Source organism: Chryseobacterium vrystaatense, assembly GCF_000737765.1.
Taxonomy (GTDB): domain Bacteria; phylum Bacteroidota; class Bacteroidia; order Flavobacteriales; family Weeksellaceae; genus Chryseobacterium; species Chryseobacterium vrystaatense.
Window position 1 is genome coordinate 109996 of sequence record NZ_JPRI01000002.1, and the last position, 19234, is coordinate 129229.

24 protein-coding genes are annotated in these 19234 nt (G+C 35.4%); 3 read left to right on the plus strand and 21 right to left on the minus strand.

The genetic code is table 11. From position 1 onward, the window contains the following. Positions 1-13: 13 nt before the first annotated feature. On the minus strand, positions 14-4621 hold the full coding sequence (locus IW16_RS05875) for a phage tail tape measure protein (protein WP_165571964.1): 4608 nt from the start codon (positions 4619-4621) through the stop codon (positions 14-16). A 432-nt stretch (positions 4622-5053) separates the two neighbouring features. Between IW16_RS05875 and IW16_RS05880 the strand changes: the two genes are divergently transcribed. The 3 genes from IW16_RS05880 to IW16_RS05890 are packed head-to-tail and all read left to right on the plus strand — an operon-like array spanning position 5054 to position 6146. Continuing rightward, positions 5054-5440: a hypothetical protein gene (locus IW16_RS05880; protein ID WP_051889966.1), complete on the plus strand. Its 387-nt coding sequence runs from the start codon at positions 5054-5056 to the stop codon at positions 5438-5440. A gap of 57 nt (positions 5441-5497) precedes the next feature. After that, complete coding sequence (locus IW16_RS05885; RefSeq protein WP_034740929.1) at positions 5498-5707, plus strand: hypothetical protein; 210 nt, start codon at positions 5498-5500, stop codon at positions 5705-5707. Beyond that, positions 5688-6146: a DUF6943 family protein gene (locus tag IW16_RS05890; RefSeq protein WP_228376913.1), complete on the plus strand. Its 459-nt coding sequence runs from the start codon at positions 5688-5690 to the stop codon at positions 6144-6146. The genes IW16_RS05885 and IW16_RS05890 overlap by 20 nt, the downstream gene beginning before the upstream one ends. Here IW16_RS05890 and IW16_RS05895 read toward each other — a convergent pair. The 20 genes from IW16_RS05895 to IW16_RS05985 form a co-directional block, all read right to left on the minus strand. After that, positions 6143-6559: a hypothetical protein gene (locus IW16_RS05895; protein WP_034740933.1), complete on the minus strand. Its 417-nt coding sequence runs from the start codon at positions 6557-6559 to the stop codon at positions 6143-6145. The two genes, IW16_RS05890 and IW16_RS05895, sit on opposite strands and share 4 nt — an antisense overlap. Positions 6560-6596: 37 nt before the next feature. Continuing rightward, positions 6597-8309 (minus strand): hypothetical protein, encoded by a 1713-nt coding sequence (locus IW16_RS05900; protein ID WP_051889968.1) that lies wholly within the window; start codon positions 8307-8309, stop codon positions 6597-6599. Then, entirely contained in the window at positions 8299-8922 is a 624-nt protein-coding gene (locus IW16_RS05905; protein ID WP_034740935.1) for a hypothetical protein, read from the minus strand. The genes IW16_RS05900 and IW16_RS05905 overlap by 11 nt, the downstream gene beginning before the upstream one ends. Further along, a complete protein-coding gene (locus tag IW16_RS05910; RefSeq protein WP_034740938.1) occupies positions 8922-9260 on the minus strand; it encodes a hypothetical protein in 339 nt (112 codons plus the stop codon). The genes IW16_RS05905 and IW16_RS05910 overlap by 1 nt, the downstream gene beginning before the upstream one ends. Then, a complete protein-coding gene (locus IW16_RS05915; protein WP_034740941.1) occupies positions 9260-9859 on the minus strand; it encodes a hypothetical protein in 600 nt (199 codons plus the stop codon). The genes IW16_RS05910 and IW16_RS05915 overlap by 1 nt, the downstream gene beginning before the upstream one ends. 10 nt (positions 9860-9869) lie before the next feature. Continuing rightward, positions 9870-10730 carry a hypothetical protein gene (locus IW16_RS05920; RefSeq protein ID WP_034740944.1) on the minus strand — a complete coding sequence of 287 codons (861 nt, stop codon included), beginning with the start codon at positions 10728-10730 and terminating at the stop codon, positions 9870-9872. Between the two features lie 473 nt (positions 10731-11203). Continuing rightward, positions 11204-11365 carry a hypothetical protein gene (locus IW16_RS26555; protein ID WP_165571965.1) on the minus strand — a complete coding sequence of 54 codons (162 nt, stop codon included), beginning with the start codon at positions 11363-11365 and terminating at the stop codon, positions 11204-11206. 5 nt (positions 11366-11370) lie between these two features. After that, the gene (locus tag IW16_RS05930) at positions 11371-11601 is read right to left on the minus strand and encodes a hypothetical protein (RefSeq protein WP_034740950.1); all 231 of its coding nucleotides are present in this window, start codon (positions 11599-11601) and stop codon (positions 11371-11373) included. Between the two features lie 231 nt (positions 11602-11832). Beyond that, positions 11833-12369: a DUF4468 domain-containing protein gene (locus tag IW16_RS05935; protein WP_034740952.1), complete on the minus strand. Its 537-nt coding sequence runs from the start codon at positions 12367-12369 to the stop codon at positions 11833-11835. A gap of 84 nt (positions 12370-12453) precedes the next feature. Further along, positions 12454-12870, minus strand: a complete 417-nt coding sequence (locus IW16_RS05940; protein ID WP_034740956.1) for a hypothetical protein — start codon at positions 12868-12870, stop codon at positions 12454-12456. Beyond that, positions 12857-13297, minus strand: a complete 441-nt coding sequence (locus IW16_RS05945) for a hypothetical protein (protein ID WP_131327844.1) — start codon at positions 13295-13297, stop codon at positions 12857-12859. Before IW16_RS05945 ends, IW16_RS05940 begins: the two co-directional genes overlap by 14 nt. A 25-nt stretch (positions 13298-13322) precedes the next feature. Further along, positions 13323-13613: a hypothetical protein gene (locus IW16_RS05950; protein ID WP_034740960.1), complete on the minus strand. Its 291-nt coding sequence runs from the start codon at positions 13611-13613 to the stop codon at positions 13323-13325. A gap of 212 nt (positions 13614-13825) precedes the next feature. Next, positions 13826-14002 carry a hypothetical protein gene (locus IW16_RS26560; protein WP_165571966.1) on the minus strand — a complete coding sequence of 59 codons (177 nt, stop codon included), beginning with the start codon at positions 14000-14002 and terminating at the stop codon, positions 13826-13828. A gap of 36 nt (positions 14003-14038) precedes the next feature. Next, a complete protein-coding gene (locus IW16_RS05955; RefSeq protein WP_034740963.1) occupies positions 14039-14422 on the minus strand; it encodes a hypothetical protein in 384 nt (127 codons plus the stop codon). A gap of 3 nt (positions 14423-14425) precedes the next feature. Beyond that, positions 14426-14887 carry a hypothetical protein gene (locus tag IW16_RS05960; protein WP_034740966.1) on the minus strand — a complete coding sequence of 154 codons (462 nt, stop codon included), beginning with the start codon at positions 14885-14887 and terminating at the stop codon, positions 14426-14428. Further along, positions 14880-15767 (minus strand): hypothetical protein, encoded by an 888-nt coding sequence (locus IW16_RS05965; RefSeq protein ID WP_131327845.1) that lies wholly within the window; start codon positions 15765-15767, stop codon positions 14880-14882. Before IW16_RS05965 ends, IW16_RS05960 begins: the two co-directional genes overlap by 8 nt. A 12-nt stretch (positions 15768-15779) precedes the next feature. After that, positions 15780-16682: a DUF6712 family protein gene (locus IW16_RS05970; RefSeq protein WP_034740972.1), complete on the minus strand. Its 903-nt coding sequence runs from the start codon at positions 16680-16682 to the stop codon at positions 15780-15782. After that, positions 16682-18049: a hypothetical protein gene (locus tag IW16_RS05975; RefSeq protein ID WP_034740976.1), complete on the minus strand. Its 1368-nt coding sequence runs from the start codon at positions 18047-18049 to the stop codon at positions 16682-16684. The genes IW16_RS05970 and IW16_RS05975 overlap by 1 nt, the downstream gene beginning before the upstream one ends. Then, positions 18046-18333, minus strand: coding sequence for a hypothetical protein (locus IW16_RS05980; RefSeq protein WP_084694503.1), 288 nt, complete (start codon positions 18331-18333; stop codon positions 18046-18048). The genes IW16_RS05975 and IW16_RS05980 overlap by 4 nt, the downstream gene beginning before the upstream one ends. Before the next feature lie 66 nt (positions 18334-18399). Then, a complete protein-coding gene (locus IW16_RS05985; protein ID WP_034740979.1) occupies positions 18400-19233 on the minus strand; it encodes a DUF1398 domain-containing protein in 834 nt (277 codons plus the stop codon). Position 19234: the final 1 nt, after the last annotated feature.

A 19234-nucleotide genomic window follows, 5' to 3' on the forward strand; every position in this document is an offset into this window, starting at 1 on the left:
ATTTATAGGCATATTAATGTTTGTTTTTAGATTGTAATTTTTGATACTCCTGAATCATTTCATCAATATCTTTCCCATTTCTCGCACTTTTTACTATATAAGAAGGAATTCCATTTGTTTTAATATCCTCCATTACATTTGAATATCTATGCAGCGCTTGAGCAATAAGAATATTAGCTTCATCTGATGAAACAGACGTTGGTTTTAATGGAGAAACGGTATTAAATCCTGATTCAAAACCTTTTGCCCTGGCATTGGCTGTGTAAATTGCATCCTTAAGCGCAGGGGAATATGTCGTCCATGTGGGATTATCAATAACCATTTCTACTTTATTTTCGCCTGCAATAAAATGAGTCGGCCTATCAACAAGGCCAGACGACAGCTTTTTACGTCGAACATTAAAGCGTCGTCCATCTTGCTGTCTTATCATTGGATACTCCTGATCCATCATATTGTAACCATCTTCATATCCTTCTGCGGTAGGAAGCGGAGTTCCCAATACGGTTGCCAACTGAAAAGCACCCAAAGCTCCAACAACAATAGACAAGGGAATAGCCATTGGGTAACCTGGATCACTCCAAACTTTCATTATCCCCAAGGCAGTATTACCAATAATATTGGCAACCTGCATATTCCTTTCTCTTTTCGCTGATCTTACTGATATTTCCGCTTTCTTCTTATCTAACTCTGTATCCGCCTCAATGGTTAACTTCTTAAATGTTTCCTGACTAATAATTCCAGCATCCAGCTGTTGCTTTAGTTTCTTCTTTTTGCTATCTGCATTTCTCTCATAGGTCTGCAGTTGTCTTTTCTCATTAGCTTCGACAAATTTATAGTAAGTGGAGAAGGCTGCCTGTAGAGCCGTAACAGCCCCTTGTAATGTCCCGAGCATATCGGTCCCCCTGTCTAAATTGTTGAACATTTGGATCCATTGGTCCTGATTCAAGCCAAGAATGTCAACGTTACTATCTTTTCCAAGATCACCTTTGGATTTTTCTTCTTTATCCTGATCCTGGCCAGAAGCTTTAGCTTTAAATTCTGCAATTTTATTTCCTGCTTCGGTTATAAACTTCATAACCTCCTTGCGCTGATCTTCAGTAAGAAGAGTCAGATCAAAACCTTGGTAAAGGGTAACCATTGCAGATAGGTGAGCCACCTGAAGATCAATTTCCTGCTTATTATAAATCTTTTGAAGAGCATCCCTTCCTTCAGCCCAGGTTTTTATTTTATTGATCTCCTTTGATTCAAGACGATCTTTTAAGCTAAGCTTAAGCTCCGATAGTGTATTATACTGTGATATCTCTTCATTATAATCCTGCTGAATTTTTGCTACATCAGCCTCATGCGATCGTTGTTGATCGCTTATTGATTTCTGATCACTTTTATACTTAGCTGATAATCTTTTATTGTTAGAAATCGCATCTAAAGACGACTTATAATCATCCAGTGCTTTATTGTTATCAATCCAAGATTTCATTAAGGCATCAAACAGCAATTTATCGTCTCCTTTGGCTTTATCTATTTTTTTCTGAAGAATATCAATCTCAGTCTGCCCAACTCGCTTTTTATCAATCTCTACTTTTTTTCTTTTTTCCTGAAGATCAATTTGTGCAATTTCTTTATCATACCCATCAACCATTGCTTCAATAACAGCATCAGTTTTGTTAACCTCAAGTTCACGAGCTAATTGTTCAGCCTCTTCCCCGGACTTTCGCATTTTAATAACCTCTTTGTCATGCTGGTTAGCATCACGTTCTGCTTTTTTCTCAGCAGCTAGACGTTCACGTTCTGCTTTCTTCCTTTGTTTCTCGGCTTCCTTCGCGGCTTTATCTCCTTCGGGATCAGGAACGAAATAATTTGATTTGGCATTTTCCTCACGGGATTCGTTAAGCTTACCAGCCTTAATAGTATTCTCTTCAATTGCTTTTAAATACTGATCATCATCCTTAATATCTTTTATCTTATAGGCTAATCTTTCGCCCATCAAATCTTTAATTATCTTATTACTGGCAGCCAGCAATTTAGAATTGTCAACATATCTGATATTTTCTCCTGATGTTTCCCCAATTTCAGTTTGACCATCACCCCTGGAATCAATTTCAAACTTCTTTTTTTGCTCTTCTATCATTCTTTGTCTCCATTCTTCATCTCTTTTCAATCTTTCGGATTCCCTCTTCTCTAATTCTGCCTGAGCAGCTTTAGCTCTTGCCGAGGCAATAATAGCATCCCGCAAGTTTAAATATGATTTTCTTAAATCTTCATTTTTAGCGGACTCAGCATCTAAATTTCCAAAATAAGCAGGAAATTGTTTTTGTAAAGCTTCAATTGCCTTTTTCCTCTCATCAGTCCCCTCTTTTGCTTTCATCGCTTTTTTATAAGCAATATCTAATTGGGTTATCTCTTGTGCAGCACCGGCAACACCTTCTTTCATAACATCATTAAGAGACTTTTGGGCCTTAGATGCTTCTTTTGCTCCATCAGAGAAAGTTAAATATGCGGTTGCAACTAAGGTGATAATTGTTAGAATAATTCCTAATGGATTAGCCCTAGCAGCAGCATTAAAGCCTTGCATTGCGAAAGATGCCTGGGCAGTATTACGGGCAACTAAAGCATAACCCGCACCCATGAGCGCAAGTCCCATTGTATAAAGAGTATTTAATGTTCTACCAATAGCAGTAACAAGATTTCGGGCCTTTTCGACAATTGATAAGGCTAAAACTCTTTCAGTTGTCGTCACCAATAGAGCATTATAGACACCTGTTAAATAGTTATACGTTACAGTCGAAGCAATAAGAACCGCAATAATTTTTGTTAAAAATATCAAAGTATTTCTGAATCCTGTAGCTACTCCACTCGCATCTTCCACAACACCAATAAATCTACCAAATGCTGTCACAGCACTTTCCAAAAATTGAGCAAAAATTTTACTGGTAAAACTTTCCGCTATTTTTCGCTGAACCTTTTCGTAAATGGCAGCAGCATTATTATTTACTTTATTAAATTCGTCCTGCAATGAAGTTCCTTCCTTTACTGCTTCACTCGCAACTTTTACACTTTCACGGAATTTATCTGTGTTCTCCGTTGCCGCCCCAATAACTCTTTGGACCTCATTGTCACCTAGCTTAAGTGAGTCTAACACTGTTCCAACCTGAACTGTATCGAGCCCTTTAAGCCCTTCAGAAAATTTCAGGAAAAATTCAGCAGGATTAGTATTAATCATTTCTTTAACCTGTGCCACCGGTAGTTTCATAATCTGAGCAAAACCAGTTGCATTTGTGGATGCTACCCTGATAAATTTCCCAAATCCGGAGGCCCCTATCTCTGCATTAATTCCAGATTCTTCCAAAGCAGATCCGAAGCCAAGTAGAGTATTTAATGGAGGTTTCATTGCTGGAGGAAGTGCCCCTAATCTTGTAACAAAATCCGCTATATTCTGCTCACTTGAGGCCCCCTGAGCAGCCAGCTCATTTAAAGCTGACCCTACTTGATTAATGGAGGTTGCAATAGGTAGATCCTTAGTTTCTTTGTAAAGTGATGAAATTCTGCCTAAAGAATCAGCCAGATTATCTATACCACCCTTCCAAGAGTCTCCTAATGCAACATAAGCTTTATCTACTTCTTTGGTAAAATCTTTTATTTCTCCTTTAGCAACTCCTAACCTACCTCCGACTTCAGCAATCTTTAAAAGATCTATTTTCTTTGTCCTTGTATCAAAGTCAGTAAATGATCTAGCCAGCTCTTCAACCTCATACCTTGCCATTCCCGTTGTCTTCTCAACTGCAGACATAGCATCAGCCATTTCATTATTCTTATCTATAATCTCCTGAATAGATAAGGTAATCCCCGCTATAGTTCCTAAAGTAGCAGCAACAATTCCGGCATATTGATTAAATGCATCTGCCAACTCACCAAACGATCCAGACCCTTCATCTGCCCCGTCATTCACTTCTGCCAATCTATCCCGGACTGCGGCTAGCCTCTCCTCCAGTTCTTTTGCTTCTGGGGTCTTTGGTATCACATGCTGGAGTTGTGCCTTTAGCTGCGAAGCTTCCTTCTTCAATTGAGCAACATTAAGCCTATTGATATCCAAGCTTTTAGTAAGCTCATCTACCTGATCTTTATTCTTAGCGATAATATCACTGTTCTCTTTTAACTCATCATTTACTTTATCAATCTCAGGCTGTAACTGATCATAAGATTCAATAAGCTTTCTTTGCTTCATCGTAAGATCATAAATGGCCGTCTCCAGCCTCTTACTTGTTGCTATTCCCTTTACCCTTGTATCTTCTATCTTAGACTGTATCTTCTGATACTCCCGAGAGCCAGCATCATACTGTTCCTGCTGCCTTTTAAGCATTTTGATAGACTCTATCACAGCAACAGACTCCTGTTGCTTCTTTGACTTAAGATTGTCGATTTTATCAGCATAGCTATTGATGGCCTTTTCTTCAGATTTTCGCTGTCTCTCTAATGCACCCAGAGTCTTGGTAAGCTCTTTATTAGTATTGGAGTACTTAAGTATATCTTGATTGAGCTTGTATATTTCCTTTTGAGCAGGGTCAGAATTCACGGCAATAGTCATGCGCATTATCTCATCCCTAATCTGTTTACCTGATGCCATTTGATTACTTGTTTTGGCAAAGTTGCCTAACTCATACAGCATCCGTTGTGACGCGCAAACCTATAGATTTTGTCAATCACCAAGCCCGTTAGGGCTTAAAAATAGCCCAAAATCGCTAAAACCCCCTATCCATGGGCATCTATCATATATCTGAGGTGCTCGATTCACCGCGATCACCTCATACGTCATAGAGCGGGTCGGGGTGAGAATGGAATTCAATTTTTTCAAAAAAAACAAAATAGAGTTTATCTATTGATTTTCAATATATTAACAATTTTGGATTTTTGAAAATATTCATTTTTTACCACTTCGCAATGTCAAACTTAGCTAGTTTTTAACAATTCTAAATAACTGAAAGTCAACAAAATAACTTATAAAAAGTTCGTTTTTTCGGTCTTTTTTTCGTAAATTTACTACAGTAAACGATTAATAATGAATGACTTAACAACAAAGGCGAACGGAGCGAACAAAGTAACTCTTGCCACAGACACCACAGCGAACGCTAAAAATGAAACAAAGAAAAATGACGTTAAACCTATCATTTTTGACACTACCGCGGAAAAGAGAATAAAAAATAATGAGCACTTTCAGCAGGTATGCAAAAAGTACAGTTTTTTAAAAGAAAAATCTGACGAACTAAGCGCCTACGCAATAGGAAGAGACGGTATAAAAGAGACGGTGAAAATTAAAAATGCCGATTCTATTTCTTTTGAAATTTCAAATTCTGTGATTATTGGGAAAATTCTCAATTTATGCCAGGCTGAACTTTACGAACTTGTAGAAAAATCAGAAAAGGAAGTTCTTGAATTTATAGTATAATATAAACAAAACTAGCGGAGTTCTCGACCGCTCCGCTAGTTTTTAATAATTAATGACATGACTATCATCGACCACAAAGATATTAAATTATCAGCCAAAGTACAACAGATTTTATTTAGTAGAGGGTACAGCCACATTTTTAACTGGGAAGACTACAGTTTTTATAAGGAACAAACAAAAAATGCTATTTTCAGGGCTGACAGCATTGCAAACCTCTTTATAAAAGATACATGTGAATTTTCAGATTATGCCGAATACGAATATTAAAGGCATTACAATGGAAATTAAAGTTCATAATGGCGTCATTTCTGCGCCCGAAAACAATCAAACAATATTTTATATACAATCCAAAGGAAACAACGCAGGAAGACCGTTATTAAGCCCCATAACAAACTGTTGGGAGGTGAAGACCTTTAGGTCTGTAGATTTTGAAATATTATATATTATTTTCGAAAGCCGAATTTTAGAACCTTTCATTGGCGGATCTGTCATTCCGTTTATCAGATTGCATGATTATAAAAATATTATCAAACCAATATTAAACAACGCTATCAACGAGGACAACAAAGTAAATGAAAAATATCTACAGATCCGGAAAATAGAAACCCAGATAAAAAAACAAGAAGAGATTAAATATCTTTTATTACAGCTAAAAAGCACTATATCCAAAGAGGTTTTAAAAACAATAAAAAAGCACCTACTTTAAAGGTGCTTTTTGCTTTTTAAAAAATTTTTCGGCTGCGCCGTTTCACGTCTCGCCGATTTATGGAAAACCCTTAAGGGGTTTGACAGTTTTGCTAATTTCCTGCTCATTTCCCTAATTTCATCATTAGAGATTGGTTGGAATTTACCAGGAAAGGCAGAAATTAAATCATCCTCCAGTAAAGCTTTAATATTTATTGTTTGAAATATATTATTTACTCCAAGGCCACTTAATTTCCTTAATACAAATTCTATCTTTTCATCTGAAAGATCTTTGTAACACTCTTTAAATGAATAAATATCACGTTCTGAGTAAATTGTTTTTTCAGCCAATTTTCCCTCAAAACTTAAGATCCTTTCAGTAGTACTGTTGATGTTTATTACAAAGTTTCTTAATAATTCGTTTTTATAACTCATGTTTCCAAAAGATTAGGCAATCCAAATATAGTGAATTCTAATGAGTAACCGGAGCATAAGATCCTCCAGAAGTATATGTTTTTTTCATAATATCCATGTACTTAGGGCGGCACATATAATACTTCAAGGCATCACTCATATTTGTAGACCACATCGGCAGCCTGGCACTTGGCATACTCTCTGATGTTTTATCTTTTTTAATTCGCTTGACACCTGTTTTTTGATCGGGTTTAATAATTTGTTTTGAAATTTCCATTGAAGACTTCAGTTCTTTACATTGAAACATATCAATCAAAAGTCTGGGATATTTTGAGTTCGCTTCACTCAAAACTCCTTTCATTAAATTGAATTCTTCCTCCTGATAAATTGTACCTTGGCCCCGGCTCATTAAATTAACTTTCCATGCACCTTTACTCTCATCCAAAATAGCATTCTGAACTGCAAGCGCCATATCCCTTCCAATTTTTTGCCATTGATTTCCGGATCTATCGTAATAAAGATCCAATACTTTCATCTTATGATCCTTAAAAAACTCACAGAAAAGACCAGCAATTGCTTTTTCACTTTGTTCAAGTGTATAAAGATTTTTTAAAATCCGCTGAATAAAACCCTGCTCCTGCCCTAAAACCATCGACATCATATTTCCAAAGTCCATCCCGGCTTCCAATTTTTGACGATGATTAATATGTCTTAATCCCAAAGATGTTAAAGCCACCTTATCTCCAAATCCAAATGGATCAAAAAATTCAAGCAAAAGGCCATCGTCATAAAAATTCTTTGCAGACAAGTATGGATAAAATTTCTCTCCTTGTTTTATCTCATGCTTCATTGTAAGAATTGACGGACGGAACTGCTCCGGACCTAAAACTTTCAATTGTTCTTTGAAATAATCTAACTGCAGAATATCAGCATTCGCAAATGTGGAAATCATTACGAATAAAGTTGAATTCATTCTTACTTTAGCTAATCTCTGATTCCAACGGTGAAAAGATCTTTTTTGCCTGTCATATTCCAGCTGATCACGCTTTACGTAAGCCCTTGCCAAAGCTGTCTTGATCTCATTCACCACTAAAGAAGCATACAGAATATTCTTCAGCTGCTCCGGATCCACATTCTTTTCCTGTTCTAAAATCCAGTCATATTCGTTTGAATTCAGAATATTCGGCATATCTGTTGTGAATGTTTTCCCCAGATAATAATGGGAATGACCAAATCGCATTTTTTCACCCCTTGCGGCTGGCAAAAGCTTGTCAAGTTTATTTTTATCAAGATACTTAACTTCGTCTCCGAAAATATGCTGATAAGAATCCCCGGCCATGGAAGAAACGACATCCATAGATGCCAGCTTAAAGAAACAACCATTGTAAAAGGACATTGTATGTTTATAACTCAATGGTTTTTTATAAGGCTGCTTAAAACTTGCCGGAGGCCGATCATTCGTAACATAATGAACCCCTTCTTTTAATCCCAAATCATTCCAACCTTTAATCATGGAAGGAATTGTATTGGATAATAAGTTTGTATAGTAATCTCCGACAAGGGCAAAATATGCCGTCGGCATAGCTTTAATAATCCGGATGGATCTTCGGGCCTGAATCTGTGTGGTTTTTCCTGTCCCCCTACCTCCAATCATATAAAGATTCGTAGGATCAAAAACTTCAATCCCCATTCCGGCACTGTTTACGTATTGATATTCTGCATTTCCTTTATACGTACCGTTCGGCTGCTCAAAGATTCTGTTAGATGCCATTTCTCGGATTGTTTTCGTAATTCAAGAATTTAAGAGGGAATTTATCTACTTCATCTTTTGCTGCTGCTTTTATTTTTTCCGGCACATCCGGAAGCCCGTCTATGAATGCACCTAATTCTCGGCGGTCAATAGGCTCCTCACCAAACATTTTAATATCCGTAGTAAGGATCTGAATCTGTTTCATTAAATCTTCTTCCATCTCTCCAGCTTCATCTTTGTCTAAATCGAGAACATTGGCAGCTTCCCGCAAAATCAAAACTGAGTAGTAAACATCTTTGGAGTTTTTTGCAATTCTTATTGCCATAGCAAAAGATTTGACCATTTTATCAGAAATCAGTTCTTTCCATGTTTTTTTAGAAAGCTGATTTTCAGAAGCAAAATAGGTAAGTGCATCAGTTACATATTTCTTTGCCTGGAAACGCTGTAAATTATCTACGATTATGAGATGGGAAATTATTGATTCTATATTGGGAAACTCAAACATTCTTTTATACATTCCCCAAACCTTTTCCAGCATCAGCATATAAGCAGCAATTTTGGGAGGGACATTCTTGGGATCTCCAAATTCCAGCCACTCAAGTAAATCATCTAATTCAATATCATCCAAATTCATTATTCTGTATTAAAGATTTCATTTTTTATATTCTCCAAGTTCTGAGCTTCCCATATCTTATTAATCTGCTGAATTGCTGTAAGATTTCCTTTTTTAGCATTTTCCAATGTAATTCTATTCACAGAAGTCTGGTTCAATATCAACCCTTTTTGGTAAGAGTCAAAGATGGGCGTACCGGCTGTTTTAAAATCATGGAGAAACAAGCGCTTATTGACTTTCAATACATCCGCAATTCGATCCGCAGAATTTCCTGCGGACGAAAGCTCTTCAATCATTTCCAATGCCTCATCAGAAAGTGGGCACCACACGGGAATTGTTTTATTTTTATTTTCTAACATTAGTTCACTCTATAAACAACTTTACAATCTGAAAACAACCTTTTCCTTAGGTCATAGACCTGTTGAGAATTGATAAAGCAGTATTGCTCATAACATGCATTATCTCCCCAGTTACCGGAACCTTCTATGCAAAAAAAATCCTCCTTTGTTTTACATAACGTGAATTTGCTATGATTCCAGGAATAGATTACAGTAATACTTCCATCAGTCTCTGCCCAGGAATTTATTGCATCACATACTTTAGGATTTCTGCTCATCATGGAGTCAGAAATAAGCAAAGTGATTTTACCAATCTTTCCTTTTGATTGTAATTCCTGAAGCGCAACAACTACCTTCATTGAAACTGAATAGGTAGTGGCATACAATTCTTCGATAAAATAATGATGTGCAATTTTAAGAACGAAAGTAATCGCATTGAAAGACTGCATCGTCTGAAGAAAAAAACCTTCACCATCTTCCGGAAAACGTTGTAAATCACCTCTGAGATTTTCGATTCTTTCTGTATGAATGTTCAGAAATTTAGAGGTAAAGGCGGAATCATTAGTTTCCGCCTCCTGGTTATTAGAATTCACCCCGATATCGTCCTTGCTGAAAAGCATATGTTATTTTTTAGTTAAGAGGATGATTAAATTCCTCTTTCAGCCTTTTTTCGATTAACTCTAATTTATATTTCCATCTTGCAACATGCTCAGGTTTTTTCTCTTTATCATACCTATGGATATTCTTTTGCGAATTCACTCTAGCTTTTACAAGATCTACTTCCTGCATATCATAAACGTCCTGTTTGAGACGTAAATACTCTAAACTCGGATGTTTCCCTAAAATCCTACCCTCACTATCTCTATAGAAATCTAGTTCTTTTTTAATGATTTGATTCACTTCAAAATGTGCTAAAGCAGATTTTGCCAGCTCATACAATTTTTCTTCTGCATCATTGTCATTTTCTGCCTCCAAAATATCTGCATGTACTGCTGCATATTTTTTATAAGCTGTGATCTTGTCGGTCACCAATGCCTTTATCTCCGTTGATGTATTCTCATCGTTCAAAAAAGGATATTCTTCTCTAAGCTTCAACCCTTCCATTACATCTGGATTTTCGTCCAGCTTTAAAGCAGCAAGAGTTTCTTCAGCTTTCTTTTGTGATGCAGAAAGTTCTTTAAACTTATCAAGTGTTTTTTTTATTTCATTCCCATTTCCAAAAACAATCCCTTGTACACCGGATTTTTTTTCATCCATTGGCGAATCCTCGTCATCTTCCTTAAACACAGCGACATCTTTATCCGATATATAAAAATGTTTTTTAATATCATAGATTAGATTCTCCAGTTTCTGAGGTGTATAACCCAGCTGATAGTGATAAACCTGCCTAACACTGGTTTCATCTGCGTACATCCTTAAAAGTTCATTGTAACGAACTTTATCTCTTTTACTCTCCTCATTTTTAATGAGTTTTATAATTTCATTTCTCATATGAATAATTTTTCATTATGTAATACTTTCTTATTGTAATGTAAATCAGTAGAAATGGATAATGAGTTTCTAAATAGTTAAATCCAAAAAAATAATCTTTTATGACTTGTACCAGCTCACACAAAAAAAGAACAACCGAGAAAAGATCTATCAAAGCGAAGAGACAAGATTTGGAATACATTATAGCTTTTTGATTTTCCCGTCGCTGCCTTTCCAGAACTCCAAATTCTAAAACGAAAAATACAGCCATGCCAATTAGCAATAGTATTTTCGCTTCGCCGGGAATCCAAAATCGAATGATAATCATTAGAATCAACACTACTATCTGCATGATAATAAATTTCTTGTGCCACTTATCCATTCCTATTATTTTGAACAAACCTAATGCGATCACATAATAATAGTTGTGACGCACAAAAAAAGCCGTCAATACATGACGGCTCTCAGATAGTTATAATTATTGCTCAAATATATCAATCCTCAAAAAGATCCTTATCATAAAAAGTAGTCACATATTGATCTTCATCTACTAAAATCATAAGATCTCCCTTCCTTTCCCAGAGGGATCCTGCATCCACAAGTATACCTTCATACGAAAGCACTTCCTTTATATTACGGTAATTTTGGGTCTTCATTGTTATTAATTTTCAGGATATAAAGAATAACATGAATTATTGTACTTAGTATTATAATTACTAATTGCATTTTCCTTCGCAGAATCTTTCGTTCCTCCGTAGGCATAAGTTTCTCGATCTTTGGAATTGGTGATTTTGGCCAAGAAAACACCATTGAAATTTTGAAAAACAACTACTAATTCTTCATTGTTTTGTAGTACTGTGGCTTCAGGAGCCGTTAGTTTAGAATGTCGCATTTTTATAATTTTTAAAGAAAAGTTTCCCTATAATCCACAAAAAAGCCTTGGCTTCGTGGAAAGTTGCGACACTCAATAATTTCCAGGGAAATTAACCACTACAGCCAAGGCGTAATTTATATTCGTAATTGTTGATTGGAGTTTTAAAGACTTTCCCTGTCATTATTGAATGTCGCACAGCAAATATGCGATTTTTATTTAATATATCCAACAAAGACATATAATAAAATTTTACCAATCTTCTGAAGAAGAGGCTTTACTTTCATTCATAAATTGTTTTAAGAACATAATTAAAGGCTCCACTTCTACGGCTATCTTTTCTTTCATCTCTTTATATACCTTTATTCTGGTTCCAGTCGGACCAAATTTGTTCTGGGGGTCTTCAGCAGTCGTTATATACCCAAAAGACATACTTTTCCCTTCATGATTAAAGTTTCCGATATCATACTTATATCTCCCATCTTTACATGAAATACTTATTTTATAAGAAATTTTCCCGATAGTAGTTCCACTACCAATCAGATATCTACTTCTGTAAGGAAAACTAGCTTCTCCAATAACTATTTTATTAGTGGGATCTTCTAATTGTATTACAGCTTTAGAATTTTTAAAAGCATCCACAAAAAACATCTTAGTCTGAGCATACAGATCTGCTGCTTTTCTGGTCGAATCTAATTTTACAACTTCTGAATAATTAACCACATTATTTTCTTGAGAATTTATCAAGCAGAAAAAGAGTGAAAATAAAACAAAAAATAAAGATTTCATAATATAAAATTTTTCAAATATATAAATAAAAAAAGCTCTCAATTTACTAAGAGCTTTTAATTTTTTTCACTTCTTGGCTGCTTTCTATTCCAGCTTATATGAATCTCTTTCTTGAATAATATCTAGAAAACTCGGATTACTCGTTATCAACTCTGTCAGATATTTAAAATGGTTAACCACATTAAAAAACACTTGTTTTTCTGCACTATCCTCCGGAATTAAAGTAAACACATCATTGACAATTTTCGTAACAGCATCTACATTACCGAATTTTTCAACCAATAAAACATTAAGCTCAACCATCTTTTGCTCCAAATCGCTTACAGGATTCCTCCTATCCGGCATTATGAAAGCAATCTGCTCGAAGGCCTTACGCCTATTTTTTGACTCTTTATTAAGAGAAAGTAAAATCTGTAGATATATTTCTTTTGAAATACTTTTCTTTTCATAAGCTTTTTTAAGCTCTTCTCTCAGAAGTTTAATGCTATTATTTGCTGCCATGGTCTATAAATTCTTTTTCGTATAGTTCTATTATTTCATTTTTTCCATTTTCTTCTTCAATCAAATTAAAATAGTACTCTCGTACAAATCCATAAAAAATTAAAATTATTAATGAAATTCCAGTAACTGATATATAGAAAATCCAGTCTGGATTTTTTAAAACACCATAATGAAAAGCCACATATAATCCAATAATATTGATATAGACGAAAATTGGTACAATATAAGAAACCCAATAGGCTCTTAAATATACAGCAGGAATTAGTGTAAAAGGCACAACTAAAAGTGAATACTGAAACACAGCCACGTTCATATTCGGGAAACCGGCATAAGCTGTACCTTCCAAATCATATCGCAGAGAAAGAATATTATTCATAATGGGCAATATGCCGGAAAAAACCATTAAAAGAGTGCCTATCTGAGTCATAAACACTCTTTTATGGATGTAATCTTTACGGCCGAGTAGGAGGTGTTCCCAACTGACCTGGGTTAACCGTTTCACCGTCGTCTTCACTCTTTGGAATAATTTGCGTGCCATTTAATAAAGGTCCTGTTTTAATAGAGTCGGAAACTTCTCCCTTATTATAGGAAGAAGAAGTGTTATCCCATATCTCTTTGTTATCAATTTTTTTGTTACTAATTTTTGTTTCTTCCGAAGAAATTTTTTGTTCTTCATCTCTCTCGGTACAAGAATAAGTAATAGCCATAAGCACTACAGCCGCTAAAATAAGTTTTGTTTTCATAAAAATTTTTTAAGATATAAATTAATTTATTTAAATGTTGAGTTGTTACAATTATTGGTAACAATTTAATTATTCATTAAAAAATAATACAATAGCTATTTTAGCAAACATTATATATCACTATTACTTGAATCAAATGTAAACATTTTCTATTTATAGTGAACTATTTTTTTCAGTCTTGAGTAATATATATTTCTTCTAAATTAGAAATATTAAAAATCTTCCTTAAATTTAGCTATTGCATCGGATAATTGCTTATCCAGTTTTTCTGTTAAGGGGCGTTCTCCTTTTAAAACTTTACGAACATGATTATAGGTTAGTCCATATTTTTCACAAAATGCCGAAGTATTGACAATGGCAAAGTATTTTTGGTAATATTCTAAATCCATATGCCAAATATACACAAAAGGCCGATAAAACGGACATTAATTTTTGCTTTCAATTTCGCCCTTTAACTCCGAAATAATATCTTCGGTAAAGCTATATGCCAAATTCTTCATAATTGCATTATAATGCGCAGTAAAAACTTTGTTATAAGTTGGATAAATTCTTTTCTGCCGGTATTTAATGATAGAATTCGGATAAGCTATCCTTTTCATTTCCATTAGTCTCAGAAGTCCTTTATGACGATAAATTAAAGTATTATCATTAATATCAAAAGTTCTCTTTTCATAGCCTCTATCAGTAAAAGGAGCCATATTCTTTTGTTGATAGTCATACATCTTTTTTGAATGGTCCCTAAGGGTTCGATCCACAAAAGCGTTGAATATCATACGCTCATTTCCTTTACGGCTTTCTATAAGATCCATACGTTAAAAGTCTTCATGTTTTTCTTCGTCGACCTCGATCATCCAGCCATTACATTGTGACTTCTTTGTCAGCGCATTTACTTTCAATGAAGAATAATCAAGAGTCATGGCCAGACAGTTTCTGTTTTCGTCATCAGACGAAAATAATTTTCTCAAAAATTTTTTAACAACAACTAGAATTCTTTGAAATAAATCAATGTATTGATCCTGTGTTTTAAATGTTTTGGTATCTACTTTTTCCATCAGAAAAAACTGCAGAAAACTTCTCATCCCACTTTCATCTTCTTTCCCAAAACCGTTAAATGATGGCAATACAACCACTAAGATCATATTATCAGTTACGGAATGATCTTTCAACTCTGCTGCAAGCTCATCATCATCAACTACAAATTTCACAGATTTTACCTCCGGAAGATCCGTCCTCATTTCTGCTACTATTTCTCTAAGTGTATTTGGTTCAATCATTTCCAGTACTATTTTTATTTTTCATTGCATCAAGCTGTTTTTGCTCCCTCATACTACGGACTACAAGGTCGTACATCCGAATCAAAACCTCAAAAGCATCACTTTCCCTTAGCTCGTCTAAAGTCCCAAATACTCCACTTTCTGCTAACTGAAACGATGTTGACCGAAGACCTAAAGCTTCAGGTTCATCTGATCCTGAGTTATCTCCGATATCCTGTTTTTGACTAAAGATTAAAGTAATATCTATTTCTTTCCCATCAACCAAAAGCTGACATTGTTTTGTCAGGTAGTTAAAAAAAGAGACGAATAGCAGATAAAAGCCATAGATATATCGTACATCGAGGAATTTGAAAAACTCAATCCGTTTTTCCATATTAATTTTGGAATACCTTTCACCTGGTCTTTTATAGAAAATAGCAAAGAGCTTAATAAGACTCTCCATTTCACCAGTGGCACTATAATTATTCAGTTCACCCAACCCGTCTTCCATTTCTCCATAGGTCATTCCCTGAAACTGATCTTTAGGTCCGATGAAAGTTAGTGCTCTGTACTTTACATTTTTTATTGGATTATGTGTATACTCCTGGATTAGATGCATCCGGCTTTTTTCATCTACAATAAAAAAAGAATTCAGCAGTTCTGCACACATATATACATTTTGCATTTTTTCAATCTCCGCCTGTTCAAAGTCACTTTTTTCATACTTCATATTCATGAGAGAATAGAATCCCAATGCTCTGAACTGATTGAGATCTATTTCTGCCATCTGGTAATTCAGAACCAGTTTCGACATGTCGAGATATTGCCGGCGATCACATTCTCCCATATTCTCAGGGATAAAGAATCTTTTATTTAGTTCTAAAACTTCAATTATATGCATAATCTATTTTATTCACATTGAAACATAACCATCGTTCTCATCAAAATTGATACGCCTTCTTTCAACAACAATTCCCTTTGCTTTTTTAACTTCATTTTCAAGGGAGAGCAAAAGAGATTTTAACTCTGTTTCATAATAATTTACTGTTGATTCTATATCGTAACCGGTTGCTGCCTTTTTATTTTTCTTTTCTGCTTTCATCGCACCTTCCGGGAATAACTGAACTGATAATTTTTTCAACCCGTCTTTCATAGCAAAGTGAACACAACTGTTTTGTATTAGCCCGTAGATGTAAGAGTCTTTATTTCCTTTAAATTCAGAAAATTTATTTCCGGTCCGTGTCAGAATCTCCTTTTGCTCAAATAACCTCATAGATGGCGCTAATTTATAATAAAGGAGGTAAGAATCATTGATATGCACATACTTCTGAAACTCTTCAATATTAGGTACGAAAAGACCTGAAAACTGAACCATATATTCTGACTGCTGTAAGTCTCCATCACTAATGATATAATCAAAAATTTCATTGACTATCGAATAATAAGATTTCTCCAGAGCTGCATCAGATTTATCTATCTGCCATTCCCAAGGCACCCTATTATGATCATCATTTCTAAAACTTCTACCCTGAGAAGTAAAAGCGAGATCCGTAAGAGGAGCATAATGCCGGAAAGCATCCAGCGCTACTGCATACCTAACTATAGATATATATTCATCATCAAATTCTTCAGCATCATATAATTCCAAAGCTTTATTATAATTATCGGTTCCAATCAATTTAATAATTTTCTTTGTAGCTGTTCTCAGTTTTTGCCAGATATGATTAATATCAATATCAGCATCATTTATCCCCAAAACATCCAAAACTTCGGAAGAATCAGGATTCTCTTTATTAAATAAAAGCTTTATTTTCATTATACTGGTTTATTTTTCACTCTGTCTTTTGAACTCTGATCTTCCTGGCGCTGAGCTTCCTCATGGAAAAAACCAAGCTGAAGTCCTTTTTTAGGATAGTTTATTTTTAAAGCTTCATTTACAGCCCTGGTAACAACCATTTCAGGCATTTTTACACCTATAAGCTTAAACATGGTATATGCATACAATTGTTCAGATCCGCTGTCTGATTTTCCAGCATCAGTAATGCCTCCTAAGGATTTATGAATTCCGACAGCTGCAGAAACTGCACTATCCGCCTTATCTGCTATTTTTATCTGTGTTTCCACAAAGTCTTTTATATTCTGATCAATTGGAGTGATAGTCCATCCAAGTTCAATTAAATTACTTCCATCTGGAGAAACTAATGTCTTGGTATGCCATATCTTTCCAGCATTTTCATCACTGGCCAAAGTTTTTATAATACTTTTAAAAAGAATTTCCTCATACTCATCAAGCATACTTTCTTCGTAATCAATATCCTTAGCTTTACATTCTTCCTGAAGATCTTCCCTTTTTTTGTCCCAAAATATAGCTGGGGATGTGACATGATATTTTGCATTAATAGAATTCTTAGCCAGGGCTTTCAAAATTAGAGGTACAGCCGTAGCCCTATTGATCCATTCCAAGGCACCCAATATTGTAGGAATTGCATAGAAATCAGTAGCAAAAGAGTACAGCTTTGAATAATAAACTGATATCGGACTTTTTCCCGGATTTCTAGAATCAAAAAGTGGATAATCTTTATAAGATTTTGGCTGGAAAGCTGACCAGGCGTCAGAAACAAGTGCATGAGTAGCCTCAGAAGCACCGCTTTTCCTCGCTAATCTGGCCCACAATGGGTTAATATGTTCAATCGAATGAACCCAATTTACCCCAACTCGGATGGATTTTGCATTAACCATTTTAGAAAAACTACCCTGCATGAAGTTGAAGTCCTGAATTGTTTTCTCCAGATAAGTGAGGTGCCCCCAACTCTCCAACCATTCCTGTACTTCCGTATCACGCACCCATTCTCTTTGTGGTTTTCCGTCAATATATACTGTTTTATATAAATGAGGACCTTGCCCCCAAAGCAGCTGTTGCTTTTTTTCCATTACGCCAGGAATATTGGGATTCCGGTAGATGGTATCTCTCAGCAACTGTGGCATATCATTAAATCTACCATAAGGCAGGAGTTCCAATCCATCCGCAAAAGTGAAAGACTGGGACCATGTAAAATAATCTGCCATCCCATTCCTTGGAGAGTCAGGCGCAGTTTCTTCTACCTGGTATGAAAAACAGGCCATAGGATTCGAAACAACTGCATTTCTCCCATGTTTTTCTACCTCCATTATTTGTTCACTCATGGTTTGATTTTTATTCCATTAAATTCAGTAAGCAATGGATAATAAAATTGACGCCTATCACCTGTAAGACGCACAAAACTTACTAAAACATCATGTTTTTTGCTTTGATTCCTGCGGTAGCCCTGCATGAGAAAAATGCTTTCTTCAGTTTTAAAACCCCCGGATATTTTTTCAGTTTCACTATGAGACAGATACTTAATATTGAATGGCACACCTTGCCGCGTCATTTCTCTCATAACTTCCAAAGCTCTTAAGGGAGTCATTGTCTTTTTATGCTTATCCATATGGCGAAAATAAAATGCGCCACACTAAAAAGTTGTGACGCATTTTTTTAATATGATCTTTAGTTTTTATGTTCGCCATCTTTCGATAAGAACAATTTTACTGGCAGTACTATATACTTCAAATGTGATTGTAGAGCCTTCAATGGCTTTCCATTGTAAACCATCCTTTGTGATGATCATCACTTTTAATCCAGCCAGATCTTCAGATATAGTCCCCGCCTTAGCTGCATCTTTTTCCTGACCAATAAATGTCACCTGATTCTGCTGATTACCCTCTAATGAAGTAATCTTTAGAGCCTGTGCTGCTACTGTGTTTTTTACTTTTTGAACCACCGAAAGGCCGGTAAGAGCAGTAGTAAAATCTACCTCAGTATATACCATATCCTGAGTAACTAAAGGACCATTGTATAAGAAGTAAATATATTTACTTCCGATTTCCTGCTCGAAAGTAAATTCGAATTTACTTCCATCTTTACCACTCTTATGGTTTGACTTAAAGATCAATGGCGCACAAGGTCTCCCGAGAACCTTAACATTATCTGTACTTTGACACCCAGGAATAAAAATAATAAATTCTTTATCCAAGTTGTTCTGTGCAAATTCTAAAGCTTCACGTTCTGTACCTGGATGGGTGCCAATAAATTTAACTTTATGGCTTCTTGCATCCTGATCTCCCTGAGATTCATAGGAATATTCCTGTGAAGAATTTGTGATGTAAATAGGAACCAATGCTGTTCCTTCTTTATAAACAGGCTGACCGTTTAACATCACATTGTTAGCATCGGTATCAGGAAACGATACCGCATTGTCAACAGGTAGTAAAAAAGCGAATCTATTTCCTGTTGTCGGAGCTCCAGCACCAGCTGAAGGCTTTATTAATTTTTTTAAAGTATATGACATG